15 protein-coding genes are annotated in these 17,277 nt (G+C 44.8%); 4 read left to right on the top strand and 11 right to left on the bottom strand.

What is annotated here, in order from left to right:
- Nucleotides 1-7 precede the first annotated feature (7 nt).
- The 10 genes from COW15_RS19675 to COW15_RS19635 form a co-directional block, all read right to left on the bottom strand.
- Entirely contained in the window at nt 8-691 is a 684-nt protein-coding gene (locus COW15_RS19675) for a response regulator (protein ID WP_293635278.1), read from the bottom strand.
- Between the two features lie 49 nt (nt 692-740).
- Nucleotides 741-3,401: a sensor histidine kinase KdpD gene (locus COW15_RS19670; RefSeq protein WP_293635276.1), complete on the bottom strand. Its 2,661-nt coding sequence runs from the start codon at nt 3,399-3,401 to the stop codon at nt 741-743.
- A 2-nt stretch (nt 3,402-3,403) separates the two neighbouring features.
- Nucleotides 3,404-4,156 carry a TorF family putative porin gene (locus COW15_RS19665; protein WP_293635274.1) on the bottom strand — a complete coding sequence of 251 codons (753 nt, stop codon included), beginning with the start codon at nt 4,154-4,156 and terminating at the stop codon, nt 3,404-3,406.
- Nucleotides 4,157-4,186: 30 nt separating this feature from the next.
- A complete protein-coding gene (gene kdpC, locus COW15_RS19660) occupies nt 4,187-4,786 on the bottom strand; it encodes a potassium-transporting ATPase subunit KdpC (protein ID WP_293635272.1) in 600 nt (199 codons plus the stop codon).
- A 9-nt stretch (nt 4,787-4,795) separates the two neighbouring features.
- Nucleotides 4,796-6,814 (bottom strand): potassium-transporting ATPase subunit KdpB, encoded by a 2,019-nt coding sequence (gene kdpB, locus COW15_RS19655; protein WP_293635270.1) that lies wholly within the window; start codon nt 6,812-6,814, stop codon nt 4,796-4,798.
- 2 nt (nt 6,815-6,816) lie between these two features.
- The gene (gene kdpA / locus COW15_RS19650) at nt 6,817-8,541 is read right to left on the bottom strand and encodes a potassium-transporting ATPase subunit KdpA (protein ID WP_293635268.1); all 1,725 of its coding nucleotides are present in this window, start codon (nt 8,539-8,541) and stop codon (nt 6,817-6,819) included.
- 8 nt (nt 8,542-8,549) lie between these two features.
- Nucleotides 8,550-8,630 (bottom strand): K(+)-transporting ATPase subunit F, encoded by an 81-nt coding sequence (kdpF, locus tag COW15_RS20790; protein WP_081429803.1) that lies wholly within the window; start codon nt 8,628-8,630, stop codon nt 8,550-8,552.
- A 386-nt stretch (nt 8,631-9,016) separates the two neighbouring features.
- Complete coding sequence (locus COW15_RS19645) at nt 9,017-10,030, bottom strand: FAD:protein FMN transferase (RefSeq protein WP_293635266.1); 1,014 nt, start codon at nt 10,028-10,030, stop codon at nt 9,017-9,019.
- Nucleotides 10,031-10,082: 52 nt separating this feature from the next.
- Complete coding sequence (locus COW15_RS19640; protein WP_293635264.1) at nt 10,083-11,564, bottom strand: TrkH family potassium uptake protein; 1,482 nt, start codon at nt 11,562-11,564, stop codon at nt 10,083-10,085.
- A gap of 79 nt (nt 11,565-11,643) precedes the next feature.
- Nucleotides 11,644-12,261, bottom strand: a complete 618-nt coding sequence (locus COW15_RS19635) for a DUF4118 domain-containing protein (protein WP_293635262.1) — start codon at nt 12,259-12,261, stop codon at nt 11,644-11,646.
- Nucleotides 12,262-12,699: 438 nt separating this feature from the next.
- Here COW15_RS19635 and COW15_RS19630 point away from each other — a divergent pair, with 438 nt between their 5' ends.
- Genes COW15_RS19630 through phrB form a run of 3 tightly spaced genes read left to right on the top strand, consistent with a single transcriptional unit; the run spans nt 12,700 to nt 16,195 of the window.
- Nucleotides 12,700-13,653 carry a DUF523 and DUF1722 domain-containing protein gene (locus COW15_RS19630; protein WP_293635261.1) on the top strand — a complete coding sequence of 318 codons (954 nt, stop codon included), beginning with the start codon at nt 12,700-12,702 and terminating at the stop codon, nt 13,651-13,653.
- 39 nt (nt 13,654-13,692) lie between these two features.
- Nucleotides 13,693-14,712 (top strand): MerR family transcriptional regulator, encoded by a 1,020-nt coding sequence (locus COW15_RS19625; RefSeq protein WP_293635260.1) that lies wholly within the window; start codon nt 13,693-13,695, stop codon nt 14,710-14,712.
- A gap of 52 nt (nt 14,713-14,764) precedes the next feature.
- The gene (gene phrB, locus COW15_RS19620; protein WP_293635298.1) at nt 14,765-16,195 is read left to right on the top strand and encodes a deoxyribodipyrimidine photo-lyase; all 1,431 of its coding nucleotides are present in this window, start codon (nt 14,765-14,767) and stop codon (nt 16,193-16,195) included.
- Between the two features lie 132 nt (nt 16,196-16,327).
- Here phrB and COW15_RS19615 read toward each other — a convergent pair whose 3' ends face one another.
- The gene (locus tag COW15_RS19615; protein ID WP_293635258.1) at nt 16,328-16,672 is read right to left on the bottom strand and encodes a DUF3634 family protein; all 345 of its coding nucleotides are present in this window, start codon (nt 16,670-16,672) and stop codon (nt 16,328-16,330) included.
- A gap of 152 nt (nt 16,673-16,824) precedes the next feature.
- Between COW15_RS19615 and COW15_RS19610 the strand changes: the two genes are divergently transcribed.
- Complete coding sequence (locus COW15_RS19610; RefSeq protein WP_293635256.1) at nt 16,825-17,010, top strand: hypothetical protein; 186 nt, start codon at nt 16,825-16,827, stop codon at nt 17,008-17,010.
- Nucleotides 17,011-17,277: the final 267 nt, after the last annotated feature.

Raw genomic sequence — 17,277 nt, 5'->3', positions numbered from 1 at the left:
TGGCTTTCTATAGCTCGAGATATAAACGATAGCCAACACCGGGTTCAGTCCGCACATATTGGGGCTCGCTGGGGGAGTCACCTAGTTTTTGTCTTAAGTGACTGACGACAATTCTCAGATAATGTGTGTCTTCTGTATGAGCCGGCCCCCAAATTTCCTTCAGTAACTGAGTCTGAGTGACAACACAGTTAGGTGACGACGCCAATTTAGACAATACCGCGTATTCCTTGGGGGTAAGTTCAACAACTTGGTTGTCAACTTTTACCAGCCTGCGACTTAAATCAATCTGCAGCTTACCGTCATCCAAAATGGGTAATTTTTCAGGTTTGATATGATCCCTTAAAATCGCGCGCACCCTCGCCAGTAACTCTTCCACGCTAAAGGGTTTAGTCACATAATCCTGCGCACCTGCATCCAGCGCTGCGACTTTTTCTTTATCTTGATTGCGAACGGATAATACAATCACTGCAACATCGGACCATCCCCGTAACTCCTGTAGCACTTGATGGCCTTCCATATCTGGCAAGCCTAAATCCAAAATCACTAATTCAGGTTGTTGGCGTGCGACAGCCGCGAGTCCTTGCTGACCATTTTCAGCTTCGGTAACGTCATAACCTTCACTGGTGAGGGCTATTCGCAGCATACGGCGTATTTGGTTCTCATCATCGATAACCACGATTTTTATTGCCACGTATCTAATCCATTGTGTGGTTTATTAAGGATATTTTGACTAAAAATGATTAGCCAGGAACCGGGTAGTCTAACGGTAATTCAACTTCAAAACGAGTCCCTTGCCCGTGCAAACAATCTGTGACCCGTACACTGCCCCCGTGTGCAGCTATCATGCCTTTACAAATAGCCAGCCCCATGCCCGTGTTCTGCTTTTTCTGATCGCCATCGGCAACCACGTAAAACATATCGAAAATTTGATCCCTATGACTTTCGGGTATCCCCGGCCCTTTATCTTCAATGGCAATACAGCAGCGATGATTTGAAACCGTTAATTCAATGCTAATCGGTTCTTCTGGCGGTGAAAAACGAACTGCATTTTCGAGGATGTTAAATAAGCCCTGTTCGATCAGCGCCGCATGTACAAACAGGAGTGGGGGTTCCTTTTCCCTGTGGTATTCAAATATGGCGTTAGGAAAATAGCGTTTGAGTCTACTGAGTACGCTGCCAATAATATCATCTGCCGAAACCCAATCACGCTCTATGCTCAAAGTGCCATGACCCAGGCGAGTCATATCGAGTAGATTTTGAATATAACTGTCTAAGCGGCGGCTTTCCTGCAAGATAGTGTCGAGCAGCTCGTTGCGATCAGCCTCTAATAGCTGTTTATTCAATAACTTTAAGCTCTCCGCCGCCCCCATCATAGCCGAGAGTGGCGATTTTAGGTCGTGTGACACAGACGATAATAATGCAGAACGTAATTGCTCTATCTCTGTTTTCACCCGTGCCGATTCCAGATCTGACACCAATTGAATACGCCGCCAGGTATTAGCGCCTTGCTGTAACATGGCTAGAATAAGTTCTCTATCAAAGGGGCTCAGTTCATTGACTTTGGGTTGCCAATCTAAAATTGCCGCACCAATCGTCGTACCTTCTAGTTCAATGGGGAATACACTCACACCCGATGCACTCAAGGTGTCACTCAAACGGCCAGCCGTTTGCCCATGGCGCAGGGTCCAATCGATTGCGGCTAAATCGAGATCATTGAATGGGGTATTAAGCGCGGGTAAATAGGTGCGTTGGCCATCTTTATGTTGCAGGACAATATAACAATCTGCATTCACTGAACTGGCAATTTTACGCCCAATTGTCTGCCAAAGGGCTTTTTCATCATCGGCGACCGATAATTCTTGGGCAACATCCTTTAAGGCCTCCGAATAACGGTTTGATTCACGTAGTAAAATAAACTGATTTCTGATCCGGGATGCGGCCGGACCACTGATGAGTCCAATACAAACCAAAAAAATTAAGGTGGCAATGTCATCTTTACTGTTCACATTTAACGTAAATATTGGGTCGGTGAGAAAGAAATTAAAACTAAAAAAGGACCATACCGCTGTTGCCATGGCAGGCCGAGCGCCATAGGTTAAGCCAATACCGACAATCAAGAACACATACAAGAGTACGAGATTGCCATTGCTGAGCCAAGTACTTAACAGTGCAACGACAGGAAAAATAGCGACAACCCCAATCAGCCCGAAAAGATGGCCTCGCAAATCACCAAAACTGGCCTTAGACTTAATGGGATCTCGTACTTGGACTTGGCCGTCGGGGGCGTGATATACGCTGACTTCAACGGGTAAACCAGACTCAATCAAACGTTGGTAGAGCCGCTTACGCCACCAGGGATAGGTGCGTTTCATACCCGCGCCAACTAATACAGTATTAATTCGATGTAGGGCTATGTAAGGTAAAATAGCCTGATAACTGCTAGTGCCGCGTAATACTTCAGTCTGCGCGCCAAGTTCCTTCGCTAAGGCAAAGGCTTCATTTAGCCTTTTCCGCTGATAAAGGCCCAACGCTTTGCCGGTATCGACCCAGAGTACTAACCAAGGAATTTGCCGCCGCTCGGCAATCTGCCGACCTATGCGGATCAAATATTGATGATCACTGTTATTACTGACTAGGACTAATAACCTGTCTTTAAGAACAAAATCCGTTCCCTGTGCTTTGGCATCGAGTTCACAGATCAGTTTTGCATCGACTCGCTCTATGACTTTTTTCATTGCCAATTCACGCAGCGCCGTTAAATTCGATACCGAAAAAAAGGCATCTAAGGCTGAGCGAGCATACTCGGGTAGATAAACTTTGCCTTGTTGTAAGCGTTCTATGAGTGTTGATGGCGGTAAATCGACAAATATAATTTCATGGGCTTCATCAAGGAAATGGTCGGGGACAGTTTCCCTGACTCGCACTTGGGTGATTTGTAACACTAGGTCATTCAAACTGACCAAATGTTGAATATTGACTGTGGTATAGACATCGATACCCGCAGCCAATAATTCAGCAATATCTTGATAGCGCCGTTTATGGCGGCTACCGGGGACATTCGTATGGGCCAGTTCATCGACCAAGATAAGCTTAGGCTTGCGAAGCAGCGCCGCATCCAAATCGAATTCCATTAACTGATTATGATGATAGTCAATGGATTTACGCGCCAATACCTCAAAACCCGCTAACATGGCTTCGGTATCGGCACGCCCATGGGTTTCAACCAGTCCAACCAGCAAATCTACGCCTTGCTGAGCCATTTCCCTTGCTGCACTGAGCATTGCATAGGTCTTGCCCACGCCTGGTGCAGCCCCAAGAAAAACCGTCAGTTTGCCTTTATCATTTTGCTGTATCTGACTTAAGAGCGCATTGGCTTGCTGTGTTTGACTGATTGGTACCACGGTTAGAAACTCCTTGAAAGACTCATTATCCAGCGCGCATCACACAGGGACTGGCACTGACTCTGCGATAAATCCGTATCGACATAACCGACACTCAACACATCCTGCTCAGTCATATTAAGGTTCAGCCCAACTCGCCAATCCAAATAGTGGCTATTGCTTGCGATCACAGAACCTAAAAACAGTGCCATATCTTGCTGAGAAGCAAAAAAATTGCTCCCAAGATGCAGAGCTAGGCTTACATTAGAGAACAGTTGCGGCTCATAACTGGCGTAAACATACTGAAAATCGTCCACATTCTCGCCAAAATAATCAGGAGAATAAACCAGCCCTAATTTAGCATCGGCGTAGCTTACCACAGCATAAATTTCGTTATAACTCAGGTCGGTATCGTCCTGCGAGTATTGATAACGTATCACGCCTAGGTCCGTTGTTAAGCCATTATCCCAATCCTTGGCCCAACCTGCGGATAAGTCGAGTTCTAAGCTTCCATCCCCAAATTCGATGTTACTGCCCCAAAGCGAGCCATACCAGCCAGAATCATGGCTTAAGGTATACCCAGCTTGAACCGCGGGTCCTTCATCGGTTTGAGAAATACCGCGAAACGCATAATCACTGGTGAGCATCACACTCCCTTGACTCTGCCAAGAGGCTTTACCTCCTTGCGCCTCTGTGCTGGCAAGCGCGCCCATAGAGAGTGAAGATAGCGCCATCATCACACCCACGCAGAGGCGCGAACAATTAATAGGTAACATAAAAATTTATCCTTAAATTCAGAAAAATACTTATTGAGCGTGTTTAGCAATCTGGTCGAGTGCGAGGTTGAGCTTGAGCACATTGACGCGCGCTTGCCCAAAAATGCCCCACTGCGGTGGTTCGATATATTGCGCTACTAAGGTCAACACTTGCGGTTCGGCTAACTGGCGAGCCTGAGCCACGCGCGCGGCTTGCAGTTTGGCTGCTGCGGGTGAAATATGAGGATCCAACCCCGCCCCCGATGTGGCGAGTAAATCCACAGGGATATCAGCGGCCTGAACGGATTCTCTGGCTTGGATTTCTTGGCTTGTTGCCATCACACGTTCACGTAGCGCCGGGTTACTCGGCGCAAGGTTACTACCACCTGTCGCCATAGGATCGTAACCGACAGCGCTCGGCCGACTATAAAAATAGGCAGGATTAACAAAGGGCTGAGCGATGAACTCAGAACCCATAGCGACATTATCCCTGTGGATCACACTGCCCTTAGCTTGTACGGGAAATAAAGCGCCACCGAGCTGAGTCACAGTGCCGGTATAGACAACGCCACACACAAATAACAGGGCGAGACTGGCTCTCAATCCCATAACGACATGCTGGGTTTTAGTGGTATATACGATTGAATTCATTACTGTCTCCTAGAGCATAAGGGCAATGATTGAGTCGAGTGCTTTAATGCCGACAAAGGGTAAAATCACCCCACCTAAGCCATAAATCAGCATGTTATTTCGCAGTAACTTTTCTGCACTTATGGGTCTGAGCGTGATGCCTTTTAATGCCAATGGAATTAAGGCGGGAATGATGAGAGCGTTAAATACGAGCGCTGCGAGTACGGCTGAGGTTGGGCTGTGAAGCTGCATCAGATCCAGTGCACCAATCGCAGGCAAAGCCCCCGCAAATACCGCAGGAATAATGGCAAAGTACTTAGCCACATCATTGGAGAGGGAAAAGGTAGTCAAGGCGCCGCGGGTGATCAGCAATTGTTTTCCGACTTCAACGATAGCCAGTAATTTAGTGGGATCTGAATCCAAATCCACCATATTGCCAGCTTCTTTAGCGGCTTGGGTACCCGAGTTCATCGCAAGACCTACATCGGCCTGCGCTAATGCTGGCGCATCGTTAGTACCATCCCCCACCATAGCCACTAATCGACCTTTGGCCTGCTCTGCGCGAATAAGGGCAAGTTTATCCTCAGGTTTAGCTTCAGCGACAAAATCATCGACCCCAGCTTCGGCGGCAATCACGCCAGCCGTTAGCGGATTATCCCCTGTCACCATGATGGTCCGCACACCGAGCGCTCTTAAACGGGCAAACCGCTCCGCAACGCCTGGCTTAATCACGTCACTTAAGGCTATAACCCCTAAAATGTGCGTGCCACTGGCGACGACTAAGGGAGTGCCCCCCTGCAAAGCCACTTTGCGGATAAGCGCGTTAACAGATTCAGGCCAGTGAATTTGATGCTGCTGCGCCCAAAACTGCATCGCATCGCCCGCGCCTTTAATGCCTTGAATACCATCGGTTAAAATCACTCCAGAAACCCGAGTCTCCGGCGTAAATGGGATAAAAGTCGCATCCGTAGGTTTGACGGGCAATACCGCGCCCAAATCTATGGCCAATTTGAGTACAGACTTCCCTTCAGGAGTAGGGTCATCGAGGGAAGAAAGTACCGCCGCATCACGCAACATCTCAGCTGCAATGCCTTTCACGGGTAAAAATGCGGTCGCTTGACGATCTCCGAAAGTGATAGTGCCAGTTTTATCCAGCAGTAACGTATCGATATCCCCCGCAACTTCCACGGCTTTACCCGATTTAGCGACCACATTGGCGGCTAAGGCGCGGTTCATGCCTGCAATACCAATAGCGGGTAACAAGCCACCAATCGTCGTTGGGATCAAACACACTAACAGCGCAATTAACATAGTGTAATCAAGGCTTGCACCGACGAAACCCGCCATGGGTGGCAAAGTCACCACCACGATAAGGAAAACCGCAGTCAATGATGCAAGTAGCACAGTCAACGCCGTTTCGTTCGGTGTTTTCTGACGCTTCGCCCCTTCGACCAGCCCTATCATGCGATCTAAGAAGCTATTCCCCGGATCGTTGGCAACCAGCACGGTAATTTCACCCGTAAGTACCTTAGTGCCGCCAATCACACCGGAATGATCTGTGCCTGCTTCACGCAGCACAGCCGCAGATTCACCGGTAATCGCCGATTCATTGATAGTGGCTATCCCTTCGATGATTTCACCATCGGCAGGAATATAATCACCCTGTAAAACCCTCACCTTATCGCCTTTGACAAGCAAAGTTGCGGATACTGATTCCAACTCACCGTGGCGTATACGCCGAGCCTGCAGGGCCTCTTTCGCCGACTTTAAGCTGGCCGCTTGTCCGCGACCCCTTGCCTCTGCCACGGATTCCGCAAAGTTAGAAAACCACACGGTAAGCAAAAGAATAAGGGTCGTGGCTAACTCAAAACCAACAGTCTCGCCATTGAAGAACTTTTGTCCTGTGATCAAAGCGGCGAGTAAAGCGCCCACCAGCACCACGAACATCACAGGGTTGCCAGCCATACTCACTAAGGACATTTTCTTTACAGCACCGAAGGCAGCTTGCTTCACGCCGGCGCTATCTAATATTTGAGCAGGTTTATGCATGACTATTTCTCCAGACTCATAGTGGCAAGTTCTAAAGCTTCGCCAATAGGCCCTAATACCGCCGCAGGTAAGAAAGACAGGAAGTTAATGATTAAAATCACGGCAATAAGGGTGAAACAAAAGATGGGACTCTCGAGCTTCAAGCTCGCGTTACTGTCGGGGCTCACTCTTTTACTCGACATCATCCCCGCAATCGCCAGTGGTAAAAACAGTGGCAAGTATCGACCAAGCAGTAAGGCGATAACGCAGCTGATATTCCACCAAGGCGTGTTATCACCTAAACCTTCAAAACCCGAACCGTTATTAGCAAAAGCGGAGGTATATTCGTAAAAGACTTGCGAAATCCCATGAAAGCCGGGGTTGCTGTTGCCCGTAATACTCGGGATAGCCACAGTGATCGCCGTCAAACCTAAGACGCACAAGGTAGGTAAAACTAATAGACTTCCCAAAAGGGTGATTTCACGGGTTTCGAGCTTACGACCAAATATCTCTGGCGTACGGCCAATCATCAATCCCGATAAGAAAACAGCAATCCACACATAAACGATAAAGTTAACAAAACCGCAGCCAATACCGCCCCATATCGCATTGAGTAACATGCCTGATCGCGTCATCAATCCCCCTATTGGATTGAAGGAATCGTGCATGGCATTGACCGAACCGTTAGAGGTTTGTGTGGTAAAAGAAGCCCATAGTGCCGATAGCTCAGCTCCAAAGCGAACTTCTTTACCCTCCATATTCGGCCCTTGTGCGCTTAATCCCGCAAAGGCAGCGTTGGGTTGCAACTCGCTGTACACAGTCGCACCCAGAAAACTGACGCTCAATAGACCCATAGCAACCAGAGCCATCAGGGTAAATTTTTTGCGTCTTAGCATTCCGCCAGCCATAAAGACGACGGCCATAGGGATCAGCACTAAGGCAATGGTCTCGATTGCATTACTGACTGGCGTTGGGTTTTCCAGCGGGTTACTGCTGTTGGGGCCATACCAGCCCCCGCCATTAGTGCCTAACTGCTTGATGGCCACCATAGAAGCAACGGGGCCGATCGGAACGACCTGCTCAGTGATAGGTGATGCAGAATCTAAGGTGTTCACTTTTTGCGCACCGTCAAAACTACTCGGTACGCCTTGCCAAGTCAGTAACAGCGCCACAATAGCTGCTAATGGCAGCATGAGTCTGAGTACACCGCGCACTAAGTCAACATAATAGTTACCCAGATTTCGAGCCTCGCCCTCTTTGGCGCTGTCATTATTCAACCCGCCTAACATTCCCCGTAAAATCGCCACACAAACCGCCAGCGCCATGGCTGGAGTGACAAATTGCAGCGTGACAATTAAAAAACCTTGGGATAGATAACTGAGCTGAGCCTGCCCGGAATAGTGCTGTTGATTGGTATTGGTGAGGAATGACACCGCAGTGTGTAAAGCCAGATCCCAAGATAATGGCCCTATGCCATCGGGGTTGAGCGGTAACAGATGTTGGAATAGAAGGATAAGAAACGCCAAAATGCCAAGTACTAAGTTGCTGATAAGAAACGCTGCACCATAGGATTTCCAGCTCATCCCAGTATTGGCCTTGACGCCTATAGCCCGATAAATCCACTTTTCAATGGGATTAAATAACCGATCTGAAAAATGGGACTGACCAGAGAAAACTCCTGTCATATAGGATCCCAGCAGCCATGCGAGCCCAAGCGCAGTAATGAAAATAAGGGTGATTTCAAACATAACGACTCCTAAAACTTATCAGGGGCAAACATTGCCACTGCTAAGTAGATGAAAAGTGCTATGGAGAGTATTAGAAATATCCAGTCCATATAATTTGTCCTTAAGAAATTGAGTGACAGGACAAATATATGAATTAACCGCGTAAAGTCTCTAGAATGGCAAAGACGAATCCCGTAAAGAATACGTAAAAATAACAATATTCAGCAAAAGTAGATGAGGATAAATATGCAACGTTGGTGTGTTTAGCGAGTGACGAAGAAAGGCTGGGTTTGTATCAATGTTTTAACAATCATTTGTCATTATGGGTGATGTCATAGTCTTCAGTATTAGAAGGTAATCTACATAAACTACAGGGTAAGTTATTAACAATAAGTAGAAATATCAGCTATGGACACTAGCTGATATTGGGCGATTTTTACTCTGATAAAATAATCCTAGCACTTGATTTAATGAGAGTATCTATATAATAGATAACTCAATTATTCGTTGTTAAATTAAGCTCTATATTTTTTATTTTATTATAGCTATCTGTCTTAATCTCTTTAAGTACACCTTTATTATCATCAATAAATAATGCTTTTATATCATTCTGATTAGCGACGGCTAATCCTTGTTGACTTCCTAAACATAATAGCGCTGTAGACCAAGCATCTGCTCTAGCAGGATCCGTTGCCAATACAGTTACAGATACTGTGTTATGTATAACGGGTTTACCTGTTCGCGCATCAATAATATGTGAATAGCGCTGCCCTAGATGATCGAAATAGTGACGGTATGTGCCAGAAGTCATAATGGCTTGAGGGAAATTGACCTGGAGAACTTTTTGCATAGTACGTTGTTCAGGCAGTGGTTTTTCAATCGCGATTTTCCAAGCAGAACCGTCGAGTTTAGTGCCGTGTACAACCATTTCGCCGCCAATCTCTACCAAATAATTATTAATATTGTATCGCTTTAGCACATCTGCAACTTTGCCTACGCTATATCCTTGTCCAATCGAAGACAAATCGAGATGTACCTCTGGCAAATCTTTAGTTAACATTTTATTATTAATACTTAAATGGTGTAAGCCAACATAGGTTAATGTCTGTTGAAGTGCACTTTCTGTAGGAATGGTTAATTGGTTATGGGTAAATCCCCACAAATCGAATAGTGGTTTAATGGTCAAATCATAACACCCTTCTGTTTTTGAAGCGACCTCCTTGGCTATTTCTATAAGTCCTAAAATATCATTCCCTACTGCCATAGCGGAGTGCATACTGTTAAAACGAGAAATCACTGAATCTGAACGATAAGTCGACATATGAAGATCTATTTCTGCTAATTGCAGCTCAATCTCGCGATTTATCTCTGTACTATTTATATTGTCTTTACTCCAAAATGTCACATGCCAACTCGTCCCCTGCGCAAGGCCTTCTAACTTGACGTAATTGGGAGGATTCTGACATCCTTCCAGCATGATGAGCAATATACATGCGAATAACCACTTCATTTAATGATCCTTCCAATCAATACGGTAAATTAACCGTGAACCAAATTTAAATTTAAAATCGCCAAAATGCCCGAGAGAAAATAATCAATATAGGAAATATTTCTAATCGTCCAAAAAGCATAGCCACACACATCAGCCATTTAGCCGCATCTTTTAAAGTACCAAATCCAGAGGCCGTATCACCGTAACCTATCCCCATATTATTAATACACGCGGCTACGGTTCCAAAAGCGGTGACAAAGTCATGTCCAATTGCGACTAATCCCCATACAAAAACGCAAGTAAAAAAAATGTAGAGAAAAAATAATCCCCATACTGAACGAATGACCCTATCTGAAACGACTTGGCCACTAATCTTCGTCGTTAGAATAGCATTGGGATGGATCAATTGGTGAATTTCTCGACTTCCTTGTCGATACAAGAGTAAAAATCTGACAGCTTTAATACCGCCACAAGTAGAACCAAAGCACCCACCAAAAAAGCTCGCGCCTAATAATAAAAGAACTATATGACTGGGCCAATTAGGATAACCCGCAGAACCTAATCCATTGTCCGTCATAACTGAAACCGTTTGAAAAAATCCATGGATTAAAGCATCTTGGGTAGCAAAAGTTTTAGAACGAACAAGCTCTAAACAGGCAATTCCAACAACGATAGATAATATAAGAATAAAAAATCGAACCTCCGCATTATCCCAAATAGGTTTTATGCTTCGTCGAACTAAAACTATGTAGTATAAAGCGAAGTTCACTGCGGCAAGTATTGAGAACACGCCTCCAACGAACTCTATACCAGCACTGTTATAATATCCTAAGCTGTCACTATGAGTAGAAAAGCCACCTAATGAAACGGTAGATAGGCTATGACATATCGCATCAAACCAATTCATTCCTGTAAGTTTATAAGCAACAGCGCAGCCTAAAGCTAGCACGCTATAAAGACCCCACAAATTTCTAGCTGTATCAGCAAGGCGAGGAGTCATCTTCTCTTCTTTCATAGGGCCAGGCATCTCAGACTGATACAATTTTGCGCCACCAATACCGAGAAATGGCATAATAGCAACGGCCAAAACAATAATTCCTAAACCGCCAAGAAAATTTAACTGCGCACGATAAAATAGAATAGACTTAGGTAAATCATCAATATCAGAAAAAATAGAGGCTCCAGTAGTCGTAATTCCTGATACACCTTCAAACATGGCATCCGTTAGACTCAGATCCAACCGCCGATCAAGAAGGAAAGGTAATGCACTCATCAAGGAAAATATCAGCCAAAATAAACAAGCAACCATGAAACCATCACGTTTTTGAAGATTTTTATCTTCCTTACTTGTCATCCTCCAGCCAGTAAGTCCAATAGAAAGAGAAAGTAAAAAGGTGGTTACAAATGGAGTGATATAGCCATCATTATAAAACAATGCTACAGCGATAGGGGCCAACATTGTGAAGCTATATATTACTATCAAAAAACTACACAGATGAATAATTGTGTGAAAACGAGAGCTGATTTGATGTTTTCGACTTGTATCAATCATTCTAAAGTCCTTCTTTCTCTATCTATAACTTGATTGTAAATTAGAAAATTTTTGTCAGATAAGGTGGCTGTCGTTATTTTTAGATGAGTCTTGCTAATACCTGCTTATTAATGGCAAGCAATAAGATAATTTCACTGTCATTCTGATTTAGCTGTGGTTGAAATATTATTTTAAATGCGACCCAGCATTCGTTATGTGGTGAGGGTTTTATCGTGGTAGTGATTTTTGCTATAGATAGGGTAGTTTTGTTAAACTTCAATTTTTTATATTGTAATTTCATCGCTCTAAGTAGATTGCCTATATTCTGGCAGAGGTAATGCATTTTTATTTTATAAAATGGTAACATTATTAGAGTGTTAGAGGTGTTGTTCTTGTTTTCTTTTAGTGTTTTTTTATAATATTCAGTAAGTGTAATTATAGTTGCTGTAACGATAATGAAAACTATTAAACTGATAACGTCAGTAGAATTTATTAAATTGAGATGATTTCTAGGATGAGTAAATAAAAAGTTAACAATTTCTAAAAATGCAAATATGTGCGCATATTGAGTGCCATATTGAAATGAAATTATGATAACAGCAAAAAAAGTTGTTATACATGACTCCATCAAGTAGTTCAAGGATAAATAAATAGCAAGTGAGAGCCAATAACTAGATGGTAACCTCATAGCAGACTTAAATTTTTTTGCTCCACTCATTAAAGTACGTCTTTATGTAGTACAGGTTTTGACTTTAACAGTTGAATAGATTTTTGACGCGTAAAAAAAGCGTAAAATTTTACATTTAAAAAATAAATAATATATTAATCAATGTGTTGTGCCTGGATTTTGATAAGCGCCAAGTGCAATGCTATAAATTCATAACTGAAGATTTATTGGGCATGTAAATATGTAACTCTTTTACTGCAACATAGGAGCAGGGACATCTTCTATGAATAAGCTGCTAAATTACTTTAGTAGTAGACTACTTTTCATCATCTTAGTTCACAGTATTTCCTTATTATCCAGACAATTAGCAGTAATATACTTCGGCCAGGTTAGCTTGAATCAGGCTTCTCGAAAATATTTATACAAAAACTTGATCCTTGTACAACTATGGTCCGTAATTAGAAGCATAGTGATACAAGGAGTCGACTTATGTACAAGTTTAACCCACAGCGAATTCAGATTGGGATCAGTGCTTGCTTATTGGGGGAGAAGGTTCGCTTCGATGGTGGCCATAAAAATTCTTCCTATTGTAATCAAGAGATTAAGCAATTTTTTGATTATATGCCCATCTGCCCTGAAATGGCGATTGGCTTAGGTGCGCCCCGTAAAAGTATCCGTCTAGTCCGTGATGGTGAGACTATCTTGGTTCAGAGCGGTGACGGCAGCTTAGATGTGACCGACAGGCTCAATGAATACAGCGAAAACAAGGTTCAGGAGCTCGATTTCCTTGGCGGATACTTGCTCTGCGCTAAGTCGCCAACCTGCGGGATGGAGCGGGTGACTGAGTATAAAATTGGCACTAACAATGGCTCTAAGTCGGGTATTGGCGTGTTTGCCCGCAAGTTGATGGAGCGATATCCACTATTGCCCGTGGAAGAAGAAGGCCGCTTGCATGACATGGTGCTGCGGGAGAATTTTTTCACCCGCGTTTATGCCTATCACGATTGGCAACTGATGAAGCATGAAGGCCTGACTAAGCATAAGTTAGTCAAGTTTCATTCCCGCTATAAATACCTATTAATGGCTCACAGCCCAAAATGGTATCGCGAGTTTGGTCCGATAGTGGCCAATATTGAGGATCTTGAGCAAAGCGCGGCCCGCTACTTTGAAGGCTTTATGACGGCGCTGAAAATCAATGCGACCCGTAAAAATCATACCAGTACGCTGCAGCATATTCAGGGTTACTTTAAAAAGCATCTGAGTAAAGAGCAAAAGACAGAACTGTCTGAAACGATTATGAAATATCGCCAAGGGTTATTGCCCCTGTTAGTGCCTATCACGCTAATTAACCATTATCTGCGGGAATTCCCGACGCCTTACATTGAAGATCAAGTGTACTTAAACCCCCATCCTGAGGAGTTAAAGCTGCGATATGCCTATTAGTCGTTGTTTTCAATGCTACAAAAATAGTAAGTGATTAATATGAAAAAAGATTCGCCCTCAATCAAGAATGACCAAACCTTATTGCCTATAGGTGAAGTGTCAGCCTTAACAGGTGTTAATGCTGTGACCTTAAGGGCATGGCAGCGCCGTTTTGGTTTAGTGATCCCAGCGCGCACACCTAAGGGGCACAGGCTATATACGAGCGAAAATATTCAAGAAATCCATGAGATTAATGCATGGCTAGCCAAAGGGGTTGCGATCAGCAAAGTTAAACCTTTGCTGATGAGTACTGCCAAATCCTTGTCTATTGAAATGGTAGAAATTCAAGCTGTCGATCTGTGGGGCGAGCAAATAACAGCCTTGAATACGGCATTGTTCGACTTCAATCAGCATAAATTGCAGCAGATATTAGACGAGGCATTGGGCTTATATCCTTTTCAATTAGTGAAAGAAAAGCTGCTGCAACCTTGGTTTAATCAACTCGATGACTTAGTGGCTGAGCGGCTCGATGCCGAATTAATGCTCGCGTGGTTAAAAAGCGAATTACTCAGCCGAGTGGGCGGGCGCTATGCCTTTACCGGGCAGCCAGCAGCTGCGCGCATTGCTGTGATTAGTCTATCCCGTGGCTCTGCAACGCCGCCTAGCTCTACTCGCACTAACAGCTTGTTTTCTTTGCTGCTATCGCTCGAGTTAGCGTCGCTTCGAGTATCGATTATCGACCTTGGTGAGCAGACTATTGGCAGTTTACTGCTACTGCAGGGCAGGCTTAACGTCGATGCACTTTTGCTGATCCCTGATCCAAATCATTCGGGTTCTGAGCAGACCGAAATGCTCACTGTATTGGCACAAATGAGTTTCCCCTGTCGATTTGTTGGTCCCTTTGCGCCGACCTTGACTTCATTATCGGCTTTTTGGGCACCCTCGATGACAGACTTGGTTGGACAAATGCCGTCTCGAGCAGTGGGGAAGACCAACAGAGGTCAAAAAGGCACAGGGAAAAGTATTGGCGTGAGTCAGAGCGAGCAGGGCAAGAGTGGAGAAAGTAATGAAATCAGTTAAGGATCCAAGCCCAGTTTTACTGCCAAAAGAAGTACAGGGCAATAATGCACTGATGTGGTTTCGCCAAGATTTGCGCCTTGCCGATAATCAGGCGTTCACCGCCGCCTGCGATTGGGCACGGGGGAATGGCGTGGCACTTAAGGCAATTTATATCGCTACGCCCACCCAGTGGCAACGCCATGATGTGGCACCCATTCAGTTAGATTTTATCGAACGTCATATCAATCTGCTTGCCCAAGGGCTGGCGAGTTTGGGGATTACATTCGAATTAATTCAGTTAGATACTTTTGCCGATGTACCAGCGTTTCTCACTCACTATTGCCAGCAACGGGGGATTGGCGGTGTGTTTGCCGGCAGTGAGCCTGAGATTAACGAGCAATTGCGCGACCAAGCCTGTATTCAGGCGGGGATTCCTCTGGTGTTAACCGACGAGCATTGTTTGCTAAAGCCGGGCACAGTGCTGAATTTGTCCGGCGACATGTATAAGGTTTTCACCCCTTTTAGCCGTAAGTGGCGAGAAATTGCCGCCCGCCATGCCATTTTGCCGCTTGCAGTTCCGGCGCCGCTTGGATCGGTGTTGGCCGAGCCAAAGCCGCTTTTGTTTAACCATGTCACTAAAGTATCGAGTGAACTTTGGGCTGCGGGAGAAGGGCAGGCAAAGCGTTTGCTTTCTGCATTTATCCAACAAAAAGTGCAGGATTATAAGCAAGATAGGGATTTCCCCGCCATAGATGGTACTAGCTCAATTTCACCCTATCTGGCCATTGGTGTGGTTAGCCCAAGACAATGCGTTGCCGCGCTGCTGCATCACTTCCCTGAGGTGATTGTCGACGACACTAGCCCTGCTCGTACTTGGTTAAATGAGCTTACCTGGCGTGAGTTTTATCGTCATTTGCTGGTGGCATTTCCTGACTTATCTAAGGATCACAATTTCAATCGTCAAGCCGACCATGTGCAGTGGCGCAACAATCCACAGGAGTTTGCCGCTTGGTGTGAGGGTCGTACTGGCTATCCGATTGTCGATGCGGCTATGCGCCAGCTCAATCAAACGGGTTGGATGCACAATCGGCTGCGTATGGTGGTGGCGAGTTTCCTGACTAAACATCTGCTGATTGATTGGCGCTGGGGCGAGCGCTACTTCCGCCAAAAGCTCATCGATGGTGACTTAGCTGCGAATAATGGCGGTTGGCAGTGGTCAGCAGGGTGTGGCTGCGATGCCCAGCCCTATTTCCGTATTTTTAATCCTATAAGCCAGAGTGAAAAGTTTGATCCCGATGGCAGCTTCATCCGTAAGTTCTTACCAGAACTCGCTTCTTGGGGAATTAAGCAATTACATCACCCCAGTACAGCGCAGACACCATCCTTGTTTGAACAGCCGTTATTTAACACTCAAACGGCTTATCCGAGTGCGATTGTCGAGCACAGTACAGCAAGAGCAAGGGCGTTAACCGTACTAGGTGTATTGAAAAAGGCTCCATCCTAAAGAGTCCAATTCGAAATGTGAGAAGGTGGCCGTTTAGTGCGTCTAAACAGATAAAATTTCAGTAAGAAAATATGCGATGTTGCGACAACCTCACATTGGAGTGTAAGGTTGTCCGAGTATAAATACGGGGGACTAACCCGCTTGGCGACTGTTATCGACGGATTTTTTATCGTAATACTCGAAGGGAAATAGATTGCGAATTCTCTGCTTCACATTGTCACTTACATTGGCGGAAATATGTAAGCGGACATCTCCAGATTTTTCAGCCCTTACAGTACAGGTCAATTTTTCTACTTTAGCTATGTGGCGGCATTCCCGCTCGAAGCGCTCTGGGATCTTGCCTTTATGCTGGGTCATACGGCCATCTTTAAAATGCATTTCAAAAATTGTAAGCCCCTTTTTGCCGCTAAATATCAGTTTGTAAACCAGAAATAAACCAATAACCACAAAAATGAGTTTGAAAATATCGGCTGTCATAACGCCTCCTATCTTATGTTTATAGGACAAAGATACTCTGGAGTGGGATGTTTTAACAGTGCGCTAACACGCAATTTTGAATTGGTTATCAAAGGATTTCAGCCTAGACTTAATTGGCCAAGGAAAAGTAACCCCTAGTTAAGGAAAACGCCATGTACCTATCAAATGCGGATCGTTGGTCATTATTATGTAAGATGCAAATCGATGTTCTCGATAAACTTTCTATGCATTTCCCCGAGAGAAAAGAGCACCTTAGCGAACTCACTCAAGGCTGGCGCCATGTTCAACATCAAGTACAAACAGGGGATAGGCCTATGCCACTCGAGTTAAGCAAATAAACTGGAATTATCGAGAGTAAGTCAGTTGCGCTACCAACTGAGCTTATGCAAATCACAGATACAAAAAAACCACTCGTTTGAGTGGCTTCGTTGTTTATATGGTGCCGGCACCAAGAGTCGAACTCGAGACCTACTGGAATTATCGAGAGTAAGTCAGTTGCTCTACCAACTGAGCTTATGCAAATCACAGATACAAAAAAACCACTCGTTTGAGTGGTTTTTTTGTTTATATGGTGCCGGCACCAAGAGTCGAACTCGAGACCTACT

The organism is Shewanella sp. CG12_big_fil_rev_8_21_14_0_65_47_15, from assembly GCF_002783505.1.
In the GTDB taxonomy this organism is placed as follows: Bacteria; Pseudomonadota; Gammaproteobacteria; order Enterobacterales; family Shewanellaceae; genus Shewanella.
The sequence above is the reverse complement of the archived record's forward strand: the minus strand, read 5'-3'. Positions and strand labels throughout refer to the sequence as shown.

Coding starts and splice junctions, on each gene's coding strand:
- COW15_RS19665 (WP_293635274.1), bottom strand. CDS start 4,156: ATGTTACCTATTAATTGTTCGCGCCTCTGCGTGGGTGTGATGATGGCG.
- kdpC (WP_293635272.1), bottom strand. CDS start 4,786: ATGAATTCAATCGTATATACCACTAAAACCCAGCATGTCGTTATGGGA.
- kdpB (WP_293635270.1), bottom strand. CDS start 6,814: ATGCATAAACCTGCTCAAATATTAGATAGCGCCGGCGTGAAGCAAGCT.
- kdpA (WP_293635268.1), bottom strand. CDS start 8,541: ATGTTTGAAATCACCCTTATTTTCATTACTGCGCTTGGGCTCGCATGG.
- kdpF (WP_081429803.1), bottom strand. CDS start 8,630: ATGGACTGGATATTTCTAATACTCTCCATAGCACTTTTCATCTACTTA.
- COW15_RS19645 (WP_293635266.1), bottom strand. CDS start 10,030: ATGAAGTGGTTATTCGCATGTATATTGCTCATCATGCTGGAAGGATGT.
- COW15_RS19640 (WP_293635264.1), bottom strand. CDS start 11,564: ATGATTGATACAAGTCGAAAACATCAAATCAGCTCTCGTTTTCACACA.
- COW15_RS19635 (WP_293635262.1), bottom strand. CDS start 12,261: ATGAGTGGAGCAAAAAAATTTAAGTCTGCTATGAGGTTACCATCTAGT.
- COW15_RS19630 (WP_293635261.1), top strand. CDS start 12,700: ATGTACAAGTTTAACCCACAGCGAATTCAGATTGGGATCAGTGCTTGC.
- COW15_RS19625 (WP_293635260.1), top strand. CDS start 13,693: ATGAAAAAAGATTCGCCCTCAATCAAGAATGACCAAACCTTATTGCCT.
- phrB (WP_293635298.1), top strand. CDS start 14,765: ATGTGGTTTCGCCAAGATTTGCGCCTTGCCGATAATCAGGCGTTCACC.
- COW15_RS19615 (WP_293635258.1), bottom strand. CDS start 16,672: ATGACAGCCGATATTTTCAAACTCATTTTTGTGGTTATTGGTTTATTT.
- COW15_RS19610 (WP_293635256.1), top strand. CDS start 16,825: ATGTACCTATCAAATGCGGATCGTTGGTCATTATTATGTAAGATGCAA.